This window comes from Streptomyces pacificus, assembly GCF_011766325.1.
GTDB classification, from domain to species: domain Bacteria; phylum Actinomycetota; class Actinomycetes; order Streptomycetales; family Streptomycetaceae; genus Streptomyces; species Streptomyces pacificus.
In genome coordinates, this window is the sequence record NZ_BLLG01000028.1 from 1 (window position 1) to 16,071 (window position 16,071).

A 16,071-nucleotide genomic window follows, 5' to 3' on the forward strand; every position below is an offset into this window, starting at 1 on the left:
AACCGGAACGATCCGGATGGACGGGGTATCAACATATCTGGCGTTGACTTTTGGCACGCTGTTGAGTTCTCAAGGAACGGACGCTTCCTTCGTACTCACCCACGGAACACTCTCCGAGGCTTTCCTCTGGGCGCTTCCCTTCGGTGTTTCCAGCTTAGCAGATCCGATTTCCTTCTCCGCCACCCGCTGGAGCGGGCTGCCAGAACGTTCATCCGCTTCCGCGAATTCCCTTTCTGGCTTCGATTACCCTACCAGTCTTTTCCCGTTTCCCTGACCACGCGTATCAGTGGGCAGCAAAGGCACATCTGACATGTAGACCGGTTAGGGGTGTCGACTCGACAGGTGCTGCCGACCCGCGAAACAGAGATGCGTCACGGCCGGGCAGGGGTACGAGGTTACATGTCACCGGCAGTCGAGGCAAATCGCCTCCCGGCTCTCCGGGTTCGCCAACTGGTAAGTCGTGCACGGAGCCTGCACCGCCCATCGCATACGCTCGAAGCAGTACGCCGCCCGATGCAGGCCGGGGCGGCGACCCATGGATCCCCGCCTCGGGAGGCCCCCATGACCACCGTGACCTCGCCTCTGAGAGGCCGCGCCGTCGGGCTCGCCACGGTGCCCGACCCGGTGTTCTCCGGTGCCATGGTCGGTCCGGGTACGGCGATCGACCCCCGCCCGGAGCCGTCCGATGCGGTCTCCCCGGTGGACGGCGTCGTCGTCTCCCTTCACCCGCACGCCTTCGTCGTCGTCGATCCCGAGGGGCACGGTGTACTGACCCATCTCGGCATCGACACCGTGCAACTCAGGGGAGCCGGCTTCGAACTCCTCGTCAGCAGGGGCGACACCGTGACCCGTGGCCAGGCGATCGTGCGCTGGAGTCCCCTCGCGGTCGAAGAGTCCGGCAACTCCCCGATCTGCCCGGTGGTGGCCCTCGACGCCTCGGCCGACGCACTGGGCGGGCTCCGTGAGGAAGGCCTCGTCGAGACGGGCGACGAGCTGTTCAGCTGGCGGTGACCCCATCCTGATGGGGGCCCTGATGGAGGCCGGTCGTACACCACCGCGGCGGATGGGACCGCCGCACTATCGGAGACGGGTGACATGGAGACAACGCTGCAGGGCGTCGGCGTCAGCCACGGTGTGGCGGTCGGCGAGGTTCGGCGCATGGGCACAGCGGCGCTGGAGCCGCCGGCCAGGCAGATACCCGCGGGCGACGCGGAGCGCGAACAGGGGCGCGCCCGGCACGCGGTCGGCGCCGTGGCGGCCGATCTCGCCGCGCGGGGCAACCTGGCGGGCGGCGAGGCGCAGCATGTGCTCGAGGCGCAGGCCATGATGGCCCGGGACCCGGAGCTGGCGGCGGATGTCGGGCGGCGCATCGCCGTGGGGAGCACGGCCGAACGTGCCGTCTACGACGCCTTCGCGGCCTACCGGGCGCTGCTGGCGGGTGCGGGTGAGTACCTGGCCGGCCGGGTGGCCGACCTGGACGACGTGCGGAACCGCATCGTGGCGCGGCTCCTCGGGGTGCCGATGCCGGGCGTGCCGGACAGTGACGAGCCTTATGTACTGATCGCGCGGGACCTCGCTCCCGCGGACACGGCGCTGCTCGACCCGGCGCTGGTGCTCGGGTTCGTCACCGAGGAGGGCGGTCCGACCAGCCACAGCGCGATCCTGGCCCGGGCTCTGGGGGTGCCTGCGGTGGTCGCGCTGCCGGGAGCCTGCGAGCTGGGCGAGGGCACAGTGGTCGCGGTGGACGGCAGCACCGGCGAGGTGTTCGTGGAGCCGGGCGAAGAGCGGCGTCAGCGTCTCGCCCAGGCCGCTGCCGAGCGGAAGGCCGCTCTGACGGCGTCCGTCGGTCCCGGTGCGACCTCGGACGGCCACAAGGTGCCGCTGCTGGCGAACGTCGGCGGCCCCGGGGACGTGCCGGCCGCTGTGGAGGCCGGGGCCGAGGGCGTCGGTCTGTTCCGGACCGAGTTCCTCTTCCTCGAGGACGGTAGACGGCCGCCTTCGGAGGCCGAGCAGGTAGAGGCGTACCGCAAGGTACTGGAAGCGTTCCCCGAGGGGCGGGTGGTGGTGCGGGTGCTGGACGCCGGCGCGGACAAGCCTCTCGACTTCCTGACTCCCGCCGACGAGCCCAACCCGGCACTGGGCGCCCGGGGGCTGCGGACGCTGCTCGACCACCCCGAGGTGCTGCGCGCCCAGCTCACCGCGCTGTCCAAGGCCGCCGAGGGGCTGCCGGTGTATCTGGAGGTGATGGCGCCGATGGTGGCCGACCGCGCGGACGCCAGGGCCTTCGCCCAGGCGTGCCGCGAGGCGGGACTGAACGGGAAGTACGGCGTGATGGTCGAGATCCCGTCCGCGGCCCTGCGGGCGCGGTCGGTGCTGCAGGAGGTCGAGTTTCTGTCGCTGGGCACCAACGACCTGGCGCAGTACGCCTTCGCCGCGGACCGCCAGGTGGGTGCGGTCTCCCGGTTCCAGGACCCCTGGCAGCCCGCTCTGCTCGACCTGGTGGCGCTGTCCGCCGAGGCGGCAGCGGCCGAGGGCAAGAGTTGCGGTGTGTGCGGTGAGGCCGCGGCCGATCCGCTGCTCGCGTGTGTGCTGACGGGTCTGGGGGTCACCTCGCTTTCGATGGGTGCGGCGTCCATCCCGTATGTGCGGGCGGCGCTCGCGAAGCACACGCTGGCCCAGTGCGAGCGTGCCGCTGCGGCGGCGCGGGCGGCGGACTCCGCCGGTGAGGCGCGGCGTGCCGCGCGGGCGGTGCTGTCCGGGGAGTGACCGCCCGCGGCGGCGCCGGCGACAGCCGGCGACTGACCGGGGACTCGGGACTCGGGACTCGGGACTCGGGACTCGGGACTCGGGACTCGGGACTCGGGACTCGGGACTCGGGACTGGCGGAGCTTCCGGCCGTGCGGCGGGGCCCTCGTCCGTCCGCGGTTCCTCACTCGTCCCCGGAGTCGGCCGGCGGGTGTCCCGCCTCCGGGGGCGGGCGGTCACGGCCGGATGCCTGCGGCATACGCCTAGGGATGCGCTCCGCCCACGTCGAAACCCGCCCCGTACTCGACATCGGGTTCCGGGGAGAGCGGCTCCCCGGTGTCCGCGTCCGTGCAGTAGGCGCTGAAGACCTCGGCCCCGGTGAGCGCGAGCAGCCGGCCGGCGTGGAGCCGCCAGCCGCACAGCCGGTCGGGGATACCGGGCCGGGACGTCCTGAGGACGACCCCGCCTGGGCTCCCGAGGGCGACACCGACCGCCAGGACCGTCGTGAACTCGGCGGCCTCGACGGAGTCGAGGACGGCCGGCCCGCCGGCGGGGCGTGTGGTGTCGAGGGCCGCCAGGAGCTGCTGCCCTTCCTCGGCCGGGACGCTGCAGACGAGGTGGTGGGTCCCGGGGCCGGCGCCGTCGATCAGGCCGGCCAGAAGCCGTGACGCATGCTCGAGCGCCGAGCGGCCCGCGTCCTCCCCGAGGTTCCGGCGGCTGCCCGGGTCACCGGGCAGGGAGGCGGCGTACTCCCCAGTGGCATGCCGGGAGGCGCGGTTCAGCAGAAGCGGGACGAGTTCGCCCAGTGGCTGGCCCGTATAGACGACGGTCGCGCCGCCGGAGGCGACCTCCGCGGTATAGCGGCTGCGACTCGCGGAGGAATCGGGATCGAGCCCGGTCTCCCGGCAGTAGTGGGCGAACTCCTCCGGGTCGAAGACGGCGACGGTGGTGTGGCCGCACTGGGCGGCGAGTGCCTTGAGCAGGCCTTCCGCGTGGCGGAGGTAGTCGGGATGGTCATCGAAGGCGAAGGTGGTGTACCGGCGCATGGCCGCGAAGTCGTCGTCGGCGACGAGGAGTCCGACGACAGCGGGTACGTCGCGGCGCAGCGCCCGGTGGCGCTCCCGCCGGTCGCTCCCGGCCCGGCCGCGTCCCCGCGCGTGTTCGTGCTGCCGGGAACGGGGGTGGGCGGTGCGGTCCCGGCCGTCCTGTGCGTGGTGCGCGCCGCCCCTGCCGCGGGCCGTGGTGCGGGCGGTGGCGTCCTGCTGCCCTTGCTGCCCTTGCTGCCCTTGCTGTCCGTGCTGCCCTTGCTGCATGGAGTCCCCCTGTCGCTCGGGCGGTGTTGCCCAGTGCTCACTCACCGTAACCGCGGGCACTGACAACCGGGTACGGACACCGAGGTCCCGTGACGGCGAGGGGTGCCCGGCGGCGCCGTTTCAGCCGCGCCGGGCGGCGCGTTCGCGCGCCAGGTCCTCGTAGAAGCCCAGCAGCTCGAGGTCGTCCACCGAGCCGGGGTTCACCGCGCTGCTCAGCGCGGTGCCCTGGAGCAGGCGCTTGACCGGGACCTCGATGCGCTTGCCTGTGAGGGTGTGCGGGACGCCGGGGACTGCGATGATCTCGTCCGGGACATGGCGTGGTGAGAGCTGTTCGCGGATGGTGCGCCTGATGCGGGAGCGCAGGTCGTCGTCGAGGGCGGCGCCGGGTGCGAGGTGGACGAAGAGGGGCATCCAGTAGCCGCCGTCCGGTTCCTCGAGGCCGATGACCAGTGATTCCCTGATCTCGGGGAGTCGCTCCACCACTTCGTAGATGTCGGCGGAGCCCATGCGGACGCCTTGGCGGTTGAGGGTGGAGTCCGATCTGCCGTGGATGACGACGGAGCCGTGGTCGGTGATCGTGATCCAGTCGCCGTGCCGCCAGACACCGGGGAACATCTCGAAGTAGCTGTCGCGGTAGCGGCTGCCGTCGGGGTCGTTCCAGAAGCGGATCGGCATGGACGGCATGGGGTTGGTGACGACGAGTTCGCCGACTTCGCCGATGACGGGCTTGCCGTGCGGGTCCCAGGACTGCAGGTCGGTGCCGAGGCAGGCGGCCTGGAGTTCGCCGATGTGGACGGGCAGGGTCGGCACGGCTCCCGCGAAGCAGCTGCAGACGTCCGTGCCGCCGCTCACGGACGCGATCCACAGGTCCTCGCGGACCTCGTCGTGCAGCCAGCGGAAGCCGTCGGGCGGCAGTGGGGAGCCGGTGGTGGCGACGCAGCGGACCGTGGAGAGGTCGTGGTCGCGCGCGGGGTGCACGCCGGCCTTGCGGCAGGCCATGACGTAGGCGGCGGAGGTACCGAAGAGGGTCGTCCCGGTGCGCTCGGCGATCGCCCACTGGGCGCCGGTGTCCGGGTGGCCGGGGCTGCCGTCGTACAGCACCACGGTGGTGCCGGTGAGCAGCCCGGAGACGAGGAAGTTCCACATCATCCAGCCGGTGGACGTGTACCAGAAGAAGCGGTCCCCGGGGCCGAGGTCGCAGTGCAGTCCGAGTTGTTTGAAGTGCTCCAGGAGGATCCCGCCCTGGGACTGGACGATCGCCTTGGGGAGCCCGGTCGTGCCGGAGGAGTACAGGACCCACAGCGGGTGGCCGAAGGGCACCTGCTCGAAGACGGGCTCGGCGTCCCCCGCGGTGAGCGCGGACCACTCCAGGGCGCCCTCGGGGGCCGGGGAGCCGAGCAGCGGGATGTGGACGACGGCCCGCAGGGTGGGCAGTTCGCGGCGGAGCTCGGCGACCGTGTCGGCGCGGTCGTGTTCCTTGCCGCCGTAGCGGTAGCCGTCCACGGTGAACAGGACGACCGGCTCGACCTGCTGGAAGCGGTCGAGGACGCTGCGGGCGCCGAAGTCGGGGGCGCACGAGGTCCAGGTGGCGCCGACGGCAGCGGCGGCCAGGAGGGCGGTCACGGCCTGCGGGATGTTGGGCAGATAGCCGCTGACGCGGTCACCGGGGCGTACGCCGAGGGCGCGGAGTTCGGCGGCGAGCGATCCGACCTGGCGGCGCAGTTCGCTCCAGCTGACGGGAGCCGGGATGTGTGTCTCGTCCATGTGGACGAGGGCCGGCTCGTGGGCGCGGGCGGGGTCCTCGGCGGTGCGCAGGGCGTGTTCCGCGTAGTTGAGGGTGGCGCCGGGGAACCACTGGGCCCCGGGCATGCCGCGGTCGGCGAGGACGCGCTCGCCGGGGGTGGAGAACCGTACGTCGAACCAGTCGGCGACCGCCTGCCAGAAGGTCTCGAGCCGGTCGACGGACCAGCGGTGCAGGGCCGGGTACCCGCCCTCGGCGGGTGCGCCGTAGCGGTCGGCGGCCCAGGACTGGAAGCGGGTGATCCGGGCCGCGGCGACGCGGTCGGCATCCGGCTGCCAGAGGGGGGCGGGGTTCGCGCTTGCGGTCATGGGGCGGCTCCCGGGCGGTCTGTGCGGCTTGGGTGCGTTCTCGGCACGCGGTCGGCGCGTGGTCACGCGGGTGTCGGCGCGGGGCGGGGGTGCGCCCCCGCTCGGATGACAGGGACGATGCCATGTGATCGTCTTCCGCACCAGGGTCACCCACCCATGCCGGAGTGACGGGACGTGTGCTCTCCCCAGGGTCGACGGGGCCCGGCCCGGCGATGGGCGGACCTTGCGTGCCACGGGTGAACGGCGGTTGAACGGCCCCCGGCCCGGCCTTTGCGGATGGCAGGGTGTGCGGCATGGACGGTCGTGATCTGGCGCGCTCGGTGAAGGCGCTCACCACGGTGCGGGGGCTGCGTGCGGCGCGCTCGGCGTGGCGCCGGAGGCGTACGGACGCCTGGGGGCTGCCGCCGAGGGGCCGGGAGCGGGCGCGGGTGCCGGGTGCGGTGACCGGGGCCGAGCCCGCGCCGGGCGGCGGGATCGTCCGCTTCGCCCGTTCGGAGCTCCGGTTGGCGGTGACGGCGTCCGGCGTCGTCTTCTGGGGCTGGGACGGTGCGGGGCCCGAGCCGTCCTACGCGCTGGACGGCGCGCCTCCGCGCCCCGATCTCCGGGCGGAGCTGGAGCCGGACATGGCCGGCGGCTGGCGGATCGTCTCGGAGCGGGTGACGGTCGCGGTGTCCCGGCACGGCGGGGTCGAGATCCGCACACCCGGCGGGCTGGTCCTGCGCAGGGATCTGCCCCCGCGCTGGTGGGAACCGGCCGGCGGCGGCCCCGCCCGCTGGCTGCTGCGCAGTGAGGTACCCGCCGACGCCCGGTTCTTCGGCCTCGGCGGCCGTGCGTCGGGGCCGCGTCTGAGGGACGGCACATACGGGTTGTGGAACACCGATCCGCGCGGGAGCTTCGGCCCGGACGACGATCCGCTGTACATCACGATGCCGGTGCAGCTGGTGGTCGCGGACGCGGGCACGCATCTGGCGTTCCTCGACAACTCCTGGGAGGGGCGGGTCACCCTGCGTGAGGGAGAGGAGGGCGCGGGGTCGGGGCAGGACCGTCCGGGCACGAGCGAGGTCCGGATGGGCGGCGGGCCGTTGCGCTGCTGGGTGGTCGTGGGCACACCCGCCCGGGTGCTGCGGGGATGGACGGGGCTGACGGGCGCGCCCGTGCCGCCGCCGTCCTGGGCGCTGGGTCCGCAGCACGCGCGCTGGGGCTTCGGTGACGAGCGCGAGGTGCGCCGGGTGGTGGCGGGCTACCGGGAGCGGGGCCTGCCGCTGTCGGCGCTGCACCTGGACATCGACCACTACGACGGCCACCGGGTCTTCACCGTCGACGCCGGGCGCTTCCCCGACCTGCCCCGGCTGGCCGGGGATCTGCGGAGGGAAGGGGTGCGGCTCGTCTCGATCGTGGACCCGGCGGTGAAGGCGGAGCCCGGGAACGCGGTGTACGAGGCGGGCGGTGCGGCCGGTGCGTTCGTCCGGGACGGGCGGGGCCGCGAGGTGCGCGGTGAGGTGTGGCCCGGCGAGTGCGTGTATCCGGACTTCACCGATCCGCAGGTGCGCGCCTGGTGGGGAGGGCTGTACGGGGAGCGGCTGGCGCAGGGTTTCTCCGGCGTGTGGCACGACATGAACGAGCCGGTGTCGTTCACCCCGTTCGGCGATAGGACGCTGCCCCGCTCGGCCCGGCACCGTCTGGAGGGACGGGGCGGAGACCACCGCGAGGCCCACAACGTCTACGGCCTGGCGATGGCGCGGGCGGGCTACGAGGCGCTGCGGAGACTGCGTCCGCTGGAGCGGCCGTTCCTGTTCTCCCGCTCCGGTTGGGTGGGCATGCAGCGGTACGGCGGGACCTGGTCCGGTGATGTGGCGACCGGCTGGCCGGGGCTGCGTGCCTCGCTGTCGCTGGTGCTGGGGCTGGGGCTGTGCGGCGTGCCCTACTCGGGCCCGGACGTGGGCGGGTTCGACGGGAGACCGTCGCCGGAGCTGTTCCTGCGCTGGTTCCAGCTGGGTGCGTATCTGCCGCTGTTCCGTACGCACGCGGCGATCGGTGCGGGGCGCAGGGAGCCGTGGGAGTTCGGTCCGCGGGTCCTCCGGTACGCCAGGGCGGCGCTGCTGGAACGGGAGCGGCTGCGCCCGTACTTCGTGTCCCTGGCGCATCTGGCGCGGCTGACCGGGGCTCCGTATGTCCGGCCGCTGTGGTGGGATGCGCCGGGCGACCGGGCGCTGCGCGACTGCGAGGACGCGTTCCTGCTGGGTGACGCGCTGCTGGTGGCCCCGGTGCTGGAGCGTGGGGTGGAGCGGCGTGCGGTGCGGCTGCCGCGGGGGCTCTGGTACGACACGGTGTCCGGCGGATCGTACGAGGGTCCCGGGCAGGTCCTGCTGGACGCCCCGCTGTCGCACATCCCGGTGCTCGCGCGGGCGGGTTCGGTGATCCCGGTGCGTGCCGAGGGGGGCCGGACCGAACTGGAGGTGTGGACACCGGCGCCGGGGCGCAGCGGCGGCGGGGGCGGGGGCGCGGTGGTCGAGGACGGCTCCCCGGGGGCGCGGCCCGTGGTGGAGCGGTATGCCTCACGGCTGGTGGACGGCCGGGTCGTGGTGGAGCGGATGTCCGGCGCCGGAGCGGTCGGGCCGGAGCGTCCGGTGCGGGTGCGCGGCGGGGTGGCGGCCGCCCCGCCCGGGGGGACTCAGCCGTAGCGGCGTCCTCCGGACGTCCGCGGGCGTCGCACCGGCTCGTGCCCGCGCCCCGCGCATGGCACACTGGCCCCCAGTTCTGACGATTCGTCAGAAGGTGCGGTGCGGACGTCCGGGAGGGGCCTTGACGCGGATACGCAGACCGGTGGTGGCGGGCTGGTTCACCGAGGCGGACGGCGAGGAGGGATTCCGGCTGCTGGGCACCCGCTGCAGCGCCTGCTCCGCGGTCTTCTTCCCGCGCGAGGACTCGCTCTGCCGCAACCCCGCGTGCGAGGGCGGGGCACTCGCGGAGGTGCCGCTGTCCAAGCGGGGACGCGTGTGGTCGTACACGGACGGCCGCTACCGCCCGCCGGAGCCCTATGCCTCCGACCCGGATGCCGCGTGGGAGCCGTACACCCTCCTCGCCGTCGAACTCGAGGCCGAGCGGATGGTGGTGCTCGGCCAGGCGGCCCCGGGCGTGACCGTCGCGGCCCTGAGCGTCGGCGCGGAGGTCGAGGTGGTGCCCGGGATCCTCTCCGAGGACGCGGACACGACGTGGACGACCTGGCACTGGCGCCCGGTGCAGGAGGAGCGTTGAACGAGGTCGCGGTACTCGGCGCGGGCATGCACCCGTGGGGCAAGTGGGGCAGGAGTTTCATCGAGTACGGGACGGCGGCCGCCGGCGCCGCGCTCGCGGACGCGGGGATCAGCCGGCGGGACGTCCGGTCGGTGGTCGGCGCCGGCAGCGTCCGCTGCGGCTATCCCGGCCATGTCGCGGGGGCCGCCTTCGCCCGGGCACTGGGCTGGCAGGGCGCCCGCGTCACCAGTGTGTACGCGGCCTGCGCCTCGGGGGCGCAGGCCGTCGACACCGCACGGGCCCAGATCCTGGCGGGCATCGCCGAGGTGGTGCTGGTCGTCGGGGCCGAGTCCGCGCCGAAGGGGTTCTTCGCGCCCGCCGGCGGCGACCGGCCCGACGACCCGGACTGGCTGCGCTTCCGGCTGCTCGGCGCGACCAATCCGGCCTACTTCGCCCTATACGCACGCCGCCGGATGGCCCTCCACGGCGACACCACGGACGACTTCGCCCGGGTCAAGGCCAAGAACGCGGCGGCCGGGGCGCTCAACCCCCACGCCCGCTACCGCACCCCCGTGAGCGCCGGGCAGGTCGCGGCGTCCCCGGTCGTCGCCGACCCGCTGCGCCTCCTGGACGTCTGCGCCACATCCGACGGCGGCGCCGCGCTGGTGCTGTCGAGCATGGACTACGCCCGCCGGCACGGCGCAGGCGATCCGGTCCGCATCCGCGCGGTCTCCACGGTCACCCCCGTCTACCCCACGACCGAGCCCGGGCTGCCGGACATCGCCACCGACTCGGCGGTCGCCGTCGGTCCGCCGGCCCTGGGCTTCCGCGAGTCGATCGCCCGCGCCGCGTACGAGGAGGCCGCTCTCGGGCCCGAGGACCTGTCGCTCGCCGAGGTGTACGACCTGTCCACCGCGCTGGAGTTGCAGTGGTACGAGGACCTGGGGCTGTGCCCGCCGGGTGAGGGCGCCGGGCTGCTGCGCGCGGGGGCGACGGCCCTGGGCGGCCGGATCCCGGTCAACGCGAGCGGGGGGCTGGCGTCGTTCGGGGAGGCCGTACCCGCCCAGGCCATCGCCCAGGTGTGTGAACTGACCTGGCAGCTCCGGGGAACGGCGGGCGCACGCCAGGTGTCAGGGGCGCGCGCCGGCATGACCGCGAACCAGGGGCTGTTCGGCCATGGCTCGGCGGTCGTCGCGGTGCGCTGAGCGACGCACCCCGGCCCGCCGCCTCGTTGGCCGCCCACCCGTCCGCCGCAGGGGCCTGATGCCGACGGCGTCGTGCAGCACCTTGGCCAGTACGGCACGGCAGTTGGTGGTGCAGGAGGCATTGGAGATGGCGGTGTGGCGCTCGGGGTCGTAGGCGCCGTCGTTGACACCGAGGACAACGGTGATGTCCTGGCCGCCGGCCGGAGCGGCGATGATGACCTTCTTCGCTCCGCCACGGCAGCGGTGGCCGGCCCACGGACGAGGCACCCTCGCAGGGCTTGTTCACCGGGCGTCCGTGACGGGCGAGCGGCACCACAGAATCCGAGCATGCCGTAATACTCTGGACATATGCGACTTATGGGGCACATCACCAGCGACCGTCCTCTGCTCGTCCTGGCGGTCCGGGAAGAGGCACAGCACCTCGACACGTCCCTGCCCGTCCTGCTGACGGGCATGGGCAAGGTCAACGCGGCGATCGCGCTCGCCTCGACACTCGCCCGCGGCCCGCTGCCGTCGTACGTCGTCAATCTCGGTACGGCGGGAGCCCTGCGCCCCGGCTGGACCGGAACGCATGTCGTGGGCACGGTCCTGCAACACGATCTGGACAGCGACACCCTGCGCGCCCTGACCGGCAAGAGCTACGGAGCGCCCCTCGCGGTGGGCGACCCCGACGGCCCCACCCTCGCCACCGGGGACTCCTTCATCGACGACAAGGCCGCCCGAGCCCGCCTGGCGGAGCGGGCCGCCGTGGTCGACATGGAGGGGTACGCCCTGGCCACGGCCGCGCACGACGCCGGGGTGCGACTGCGCATCGTCAAACACGTCAGCGACGACGCGGACGAGAGCGCGGTGAGGGCCTGGCAGGAGACCGTCGCGGAGTGCGCCAGGGCCCTCGCCGGCTGGGCGGCCGACAACGTCCCCGCCTACCGCTGAGTCTCAGGGCGCCGCGGGCTCCCGCTCCGACGTGGACCGCAGCAGCGCGTGCTCCACGACCGCCACCAGCACCGACTTGACCGACTCCCGCCGACGGGCGTCGCACATGAGGAACGGCACCTCGGGGTCGAGGTCGAGAGCCGCACGCACGGCCGGGCCCGGGTACTCATCGGCGCCCCCGAAGCGGTTGACGCCCACGGTGAACGGGATGCCGCGCCGCTCGAAGTAGTCGATCGCGGCGAAGGAGTCCTCCAGGCGGCGGGGGTCGACCAGCACCACCGCGCCGAGGGCGCCCTGGGCCAGCTCGTCCCAGAGGAACCAGAACCGGTCCTGGCCGGGAGTGCCGAAGAGGTAGAGGACGAGGTCCTCGCGCAGCGCGATCCTGCCGAAGTCCATCGCGACGGTCGTCGTGCTCTTGGACTGCACCCCTTCGAGGTCGTCAACGGGCCGACCGGCCTCGCTGAGGGTCTCCTCGGTGCGCAGCGGCCTGATCTCGCTGACCGCGCCCACGAGGGTGGTCTTGCCGACCCCGAAGCCGCCGGCCACCAGGATCTTCAGTGTCACCGGCTCCACCGCCGCCCGGCGTCGGCTAGAGCGCCCGAAGACCATTGATCACCTCGCGGAGAATGCCGATGTCCGGCAGTTCGGCCGGCGGAACGGGGCGGGTCACACGGACCAGCGCGTCGTCGACGAGGTCGCCCACGAGGACCCGGATCACCCCGACGGGGAGGTCCAGCCCGGCGGCGAGTTCGGCGATCGACCGGGGGGCGGTGCCGCAGCGCTCGACGATCTCCAGCTGCTCCGGGGAGAGCGCCTGGTCCCGGCCGGCGTCGTGCGCGGCGGGTTCCGGCACGACGAGCGCGATCAGGTCGAGCCGGTGCTCCCCGGTGCCGGCGGTCCGGCCACGGGTCATCGCGTAGGGACGGACGACCGGACCGGCGTCGTCGTCGAACCACCGGGCGACCTGCCGGCCCCGCCGCTGCCTGCCGTCGGTCATGGCCCGTCCACTCACCCTCCTGCGGAGATCCCGGCCCGGGGCGCCGTCGAGAGAGGGGCGCCGACCGGCCTGACCATCAGCGTCATCTCGTAGGCGACCAGCCCCACGTCCGAGTCTGCGTCGGACGGCACGGCCGGGCAACTGCCGTCACCCGCGGCGGTGACGGACCGCAAGGCGCCCTCGGCCGTGCCGGCCGCTGCGGCGCTCGATGCGGTCATCGGCCGTCCCCCTTCATCGTCGTGCCCGGTGCTGTCCCGCCGGGGCCGCTGCCGTCCCCGGCGTTCTGGCGACGCCCGCGCTGCCAGCCGTGCTGCAGCGAGGCCATGCGGTCGCGGACCTGCTCCGCGTCCCGTTCGAAGTCCGGAGCGTCCTCCACCGCGGAGCCCTCACCGGCGGCGAGGGGCCCCGCGGCCTCACGCAACTGCGGTGCGAGGCCGGCCTGACGGACCCGGCGGGGCAGTCCTGCGGTCATCGGGCCCGAGGGGCCGCGGGCCGCTCGGACGGCGCTCGAGGCGCCGCCCGTATCGTCCTCGTCCGCCGGCCTGGACGTGTCACCGGGGGGCCGTGCGGGACCGCCGGTGCGGCGGGCGGGTCTGCTTCGCGGCGGGAGCCGCACCGGACCGGAGGGCAGGGCGCCTTCGGCGCAGTCAGGGCTGCTGCTGCCGGGGGGTTCCCGCCCGTCCCCGAGGAGTCCGGGCAGGGGGTGCGGGCCGCCCCGTCCCTCGACCAGGCGGCCGTTGTCCGCGACCAGCGTCGGAGGCTTGCGGCGCGGCAGGGAGACCAGGCGCCCGGGTGCCGGCTGTCCGCCCTTCCCGGGGCGTTCCGGCGGCCGGCCCGGAGCCTGCTGGCGCGGCACATCCGGGGTTCGCGGGGAGTCCCGGTCCCCGAACAGCCCACCGCGCCCGCCGTCGGTACCGTCTGCGGCGCCGATGCCGCCGATGCCGTCCGTGTGCGCGGCGTGCGCGGCGTGCTCGGCGTGCGCGCTGCCGGCCGCGACACCGGCCGCGGCAGCGCCGATCGGCTCGGCCGTGCCGGTGCGACCGGCACGGCCGCCGGGAGCCGGCCGGTCGTCGAACCCCAGACTGCCTATGGGCGCTTCGAGTTCGACGGGGCCGTCGAGCACGACCGGGCGTGTGAGGGCGGCCGGGAACTGCGAGAGGGCCTCGAGAGGGCCGGCCCCGGAAGGGCGGCGGGAGCCGTCCCGTACTCCCGGGGAGCGCTTGCGGTCGAGCCGGAAGCCGGTGCCCTCGGCATCGGGGGCGTCGGTGAGCAGCGCCGCCGGGACGAAGACGACCGCGGTGGTCCCTCCGTACGGCGACTGCTGCAGGGAGACGCGCACGTTCTGCCGCCGCGCGAGCCGGCTGACGACGAAGAGGCCGAGCCTGTCGGTGTCGGAGAGCTCGAACTCGGGGGTCTCCGCCAGCCGGAGGTTGGCGTCAAGCAGTGCCTCGGGGGCCATCCCGAGCCCGCGGTCGTGGATCTCCACGGTGAAGCCGTTGGCGACCCTCTCGCCGTGCACCTGCACACCGGTGTGCGGGGGCGAGAACACCGTGGCGTTCTCCAGCAGTTCGGCGATCAGGTGGGTGAGGTCGGAGACCGCGGGACCGGCCACGCCGACACGCGCCAGCCGTCTGACCTCGATCCGCTCGTAGTCCTCGACCTCGGCGACGGCGGCCCGCACGACGTCCATCAGCTGGATCGGCTTGCGCCACTGCCGGGAGGGGGCGGAGCCCGAGAGGATCACCAGCCCCTCCGCGTGCCGGCGCATCCGGGTGGTGAGGTGGTCGAGCCGGAACAGGTCCGCCAGTTCCTCCGCGTCCTCGGTGCGGCGTTCCATCGCGTCGAGGAGGGTGAGCTGGCGGTGGAGGAGGACCTGGTTGCGGCGGGCGAGGTTGACGAAGACCTCGGAGACCCCGCGGCGCATGTCGGCCTGCTTGACGGCGGCCTCGACGGCGGCCCGCTGAAGGGTGTTGAGCGCCTTGCCGACCTGCCCGATCTCGTCCTTGCCGTACTCGAGGTGCGGTGCCTCGGTCTCCACGTCGACGTTCTCCCCGGCGGCGAGCCGGCGCATCACCCCGGGGAGGCGGACGCCGGAGACCTCGTGCGCTTCCTTCCGCAGCCGGGACAGCGCACGCACGAGGTCGCGGCCGATGCGCACGGAGACGGCGACGGAGACGAGCAGGGCCAGGAAGCCGAGGACCCCGGCGACGCCCGCCTTGACGAGCACCCCGTACGCGGCGGGCTCCGCACGGTCCTGGTAGCGGTCGCCCGCCTCTCCCGACTGGCGGGCCAGATCCTCCAGTACGGGCCCGGCCAGCTGCTGCCACCGGTCGGCGCCCACGACGCGGGGCTCGTCCGTGGCGCCCTCGGCGAGCAGTCGCTCCTCGGTCTCGCGCAGGGGCTGGGTGTCGTGGCTGCTCCAGTACCGCTCGAAGATCTCGCGTTCGGAAGCGGGCAGCACCTCGAGATTGACCTCGTACAGGAGCCTGCGGTTGGCGACGAGGTCCGTCACGGCGCGGATCTCCCGTGCGGTGATCCTGCCCGCGACAAGCGACGAGGCCACGAGGGCGTCCTCACGGGAGAGGAGTTCGCGGGCGCGTACCACTCCGACCAGGGCCCGGCCCTGTCTCTCCAGCTCGACACTCCCCAGGCCGCTCAGGGAGGCGAGGAAGCCGTAGCAGGGGTCGACCAGGCGGTTGTAGAAGTCCAGGGCCTGGGCACGGCTGATGGCGTTCTGCTCGACGTTCCGGCGCAGCGAGTCGAGACCGTCGAACGCGTCGAGGAGCCGGGCGAGGCGGCGTGACGCATCAGGGCCGAGCGAGCTCCTGACCTCGGAGTCGAGTGCGCTGGTACGGATTTCGGCCACCGCCCGGTCCGTCTCGCTGCGCCGGCCGCGCAGGGCGACCAGGGAGTCGGCGGCACGGGGGTCGGCCAGGTACACGAGGGTCTGGCGGCGTTCCCTCTGGATGACCCGGACGGTGTCCTCGAGGGGGAGGCCGACCCGCTCGAAGGTGTAACCGGCGTCCAGCAGTTGCTTTGCCTCACGGCCGGTCAGTGCGGTCGCGAACCCCCACAGCGCGGTCAGGGAGACGAGCGGCACGAGCAGCAGCGCCACGATCTTCCGGCGGATGGACTTCCCGCGAAAGCGCATGGCCTCCCCCAGCTCGACCCGCACGGACGGTGCGCGGGTGGTGATGTCCGCTTGGCGCGTGGTGTCGCCGTCTGTCGCGAGAGGTGACGAGTTGCCCGGGTCCGGTCTCCCGCGTCAGCAAACGGCGTGAGCCTACTACTGACGGAGTGCCAACTCGAAGGCCCGTCCGGACGTTTTTCGGCCGGACGCCGAGTCGTTGATCAGGAGTTGTCCGGGTATTCGCGGACGTGACGCTCGGGGCCGCCGCCGGTCACACCGGGGGCGACGGCACCGACGCCCGACGGACGTATGGCCGGAAATCCCTGCCCCGGGGGGAATCTTCCGTGACGTCCGTTCGTCCTCGGGTACGGGGGACGGAAGATGAACGGGAGTTGCGGGGAACCG

General features: G+C 73.5%; 13 protein-coding genes and 1 pseudogene. 7 read left to right on the forward strand and 7 right to left on the reverse strand.

What is annotated here, in order from left to right; all coding sequences use genetic code 11:
• From SCWH03_RS28660 to ptsP, 3 genes are all read left to right on the forward strand, one after another.
• On the forward strand, window positions 1-274 hold a 274-nt coding region (locus SCWH03_RS28660; RefSeq protein ID WP_216854809.1), incomplete at its 5' end, for a hypothetical protein.
• 287 nt (window positions 275-561) lie between these two features.
• Window positions 562-1,011: a PTS sugar transporter subunit IIA gene (locus tag SCWH03_RS26940; RefSeq protein WP_173267327.1), complete on the forward strand. Its 450-nt coding sequence runs from the start codon at window positions 562-564 to the stop codon at window positions 1,009-1,011.
• A gap of 84 nt (window positions 1,012-1,095) precedes the next feature.
• Complete coding sequence (gene ptsP, locus SCWH03_RS26945; RefSeq protein ID WP_173267329.1) at window positions 1,096-2,766, forward strand: phosphoenolpyruvate--protein phosphotransferase; 1,671 nt, start codon at window positions 1,096-1,098, stop codon at window positions 2,764-2,766.
• Between the two features lie 242 nt (window positions 2,767-3,008).
• Here ptsP and SCWH03_RS26950 read toward each other — a convergent pair whose 3' ends face one another.
• A complete protein-coding gene (locus tag SCWH03_RS26950) occupies window positions 3,009-4,058 on the reverse strand; it encodes a DUF8829 domain-containing protein (RefSeq protein WP_173267331.1) in 1,050 nt (349 codons plus the stop codon).
• 120 nt (window positions 4,059-4,178) lie between these two features.
• Window positions 4,179-6,167: an acetoacetate--CoA ligase gene (locus SCWH03_RS26955; protein WP_173267332.1), complete on the reverse strand. Its 1,989-nt coding sequence runs from the start codon at window positions 6,165-6,167 to the stop codon at window positions 4,179-4,181.
• A gap of 293 nt (window positions 6,168-6,460) precedes the next feature.
• On the opposite strand from SCWH03_RS26955, the gene SCWH03_RS26960 reads away from it, so the two are divergent.
• The 3 genes from SCWH03_RS26960 to SCWH03_RS26970 all read left to right on the forward strand — a co-directional run bounded on the left by SCWH03_RS26960 (window position 6,461) and on the right by SCWH03_RS26970 (window position 10,606).
• Entirely contained in the window at window positions 6,461-8,848 is a 2,388-nt protein-coding gene (locus SCWH03_RS26960) for a glycoside hydrolase family 31 protein (protein ID WP_173267334.1), read from the forward strand.
• Window positions 8,849-8,990: 142 nt separating this feature from the next.
• Complete coding sequence (locus SCWH03_RS26965; protein WP_173267364.1) at window positions 8,991-9,422, forward strand: Zn-ribbon domain-containing OB-fold protein; 432 nt, start codon at window positions 8,991-8,993, stop codon at window positions 9,420-9,422.
• Entirely contained in the window at window positions 9,419-10,606 is a 1,188-nt protein-coding gene (locus tag SCWH03_RS26970) for a lipid-transfer protein (RefSeq protein ID WP_216854810.1), read from the forward strand. The genes SCWH03_RS26965 and SCWH03_RS26970 overlap by 4 nt, the downstream gene beginning before the upstream one ends.
• Here the strand turns inward: SCWH03_RS26970 and SCWH03_RS30090 are convergent.
• Window positions 10,532-10,873: a hypothetical protein gene (locus SCWH03_RS30090; protein WP_254077056.1), complete on the reverse strand. Its 342-nt coding sequence runs from the start codon at window positions 10,871-10,873 to the stop codon at window positions 10,532-10,534. The two genes, SCWH03_RS26970 and SCWH03_RS30090, sit on opposite strands and share 75 nt — an antisense overlap.
• Window positions 10,874-10,954: 81 nt before the next feature.
• Between SCWH03_RS30090 and SCWH03_RS26980 the strand changes: the two genes are divergently transcribed.
• The gene (locus SCWH03_RS26980) at window positions 10,955-11,539 is read left to right on the forward strand and encodes a nucleosidase (protein WP_173267336.1); all 585 of its coding nucleotides are present in this window, start codon (window positions 10,955-10,957) and stop codon (window positions 11,537-11,539) included.
• Window positions 11,540-11,542: 3 nt separating this feature from the next.
• Here SCWH03_RS26980 and SCWH03_RS26985 read toward each other — a convergent pair whose 3' ends face one another.
• From SCWH03_RS26985 to SCWH03_RS27000, 4 genes and pseudogenes are all read right to left on the reverse strand, one after another.
• Window positions 11,543-12,148: a GTP-binding protein gene (locus tag SCWH03_RS26985; protein ID WP_173267338.1), complete on the reverse strand. Its 606-nt coding sequence runs from the start codon at window positions 12,146-12,148 to the stop codon at window positions 11,543-11,545.
• Complete coding sequence (locus SCWH03_RS26990) at window positions 12,129-12,536, reverse strand: DUF742 domain-containing protein (RefSeq protein WP_173267340.1); 408 nt, start codon at window positions 12,534-12,536, stop codon at window positions 12,129-12,131. Before SCWH03_RS26990 ends, SCWH03_RS26985 begins: the two co-directional genes overlap by 20 nt.
• An 11-nt stretch (window positions 12,537-12,547) precedes the next feature.
• Window positions 12,548-12,718 (reverse strand): annotated as a pseudogene (locus SCWH03_RS26995) (roadblock/LC7 domain-containing protein); the annotation flags it as partial.
• Window positions 12,719-12,750: 32 nt separating this feature from the next.
• Window positions 12,751-15,687: a nitrate- and nitrite sensing domain-containing protein gene (locus SCWH03_RS27000; protein WP_173267342.1), complete on the reverse strand. Its 2,937-nt coding sequence runs from the start codon at window positions 15,685-15,687 to the stop codon at window positions 12,751-12,753.
• Between the last annotated feature and the right edge of the window lie 384 nt (window positions 15,688-16,071).

What these genes read in the sequence shown, in the direction of transcription:
- SCWH03_RS26990 (WP_173267340.1), bottom strand. Translation starts at nt 12,536, where the DNA reads ATGACCGACGGCAGGCAGCGGCGGGGCCGGCAGGTCGCCCGGTGGTTC.
- SCWH03_RS26940 (WP_173267327.1), top strand. Translation starts at nt 562, where the DNA reads ATGACCACCGTGACCTCGCCTCTGAGAGGCCGCGCCGTCGGGCTCGCC.
- ptsP (WP_173267329.1), top strand. Translation starts at nt 1,096, where the DNA reads ATGGAGACAACGCTGCAGGGCGTCGGCGTCAGCCACGGTGTGGCGGTC.
- SCWH03_RS26985 (WP_173267338.1), bottom strand. Translation starts at nt 12,148, where the DNA reads ATGGTCTTCGGGCGCTCTAGCCGACGCCGGGCGGCGGTGGAGCCGGTG.
- SCWH03_RS27000 (WP_173267342.1), bottom strand. Translation starts at nt 15,687, where the DNA reads ATGCGCTTTCGCGGGAAGTCCATCCGCCGGAAGATCGTGGCGCTGCTG.
- SCWH03_RS26960 (WP_173267334.1), top strand. Translation starts at nt 6,461, where the DNA reads ATGGACGGTCGTGATCTGGCGCGCTCGGTGAAGGCGCTCACCACGGTG.
- SCWH03_RS26980 (WP_173267336.1), top strand. Translation starts at nt 10,955, where the DNA reads ATGCGACTTATGGGGCACATCACCAGCGACCGTCCTCTGCTCGTCCTG.
- SCWH03_RS26950 (WP_173267331.1), bottom strand. Translation starts at nt 4,058, where the DNA reads ATGCAGCAAGGGCAGCACGGACAGCAAGGGCAGCAAGGGCAGCAAGGG.
- SCWH03_RS26955 (WP_173267332.1), bottom strand. Translation starts at nt 6,167, where the DNA reads ATGACCGCAAGCGCGAACCCCGCCCCCCTCTGGCAGCCGGATGCCGAC.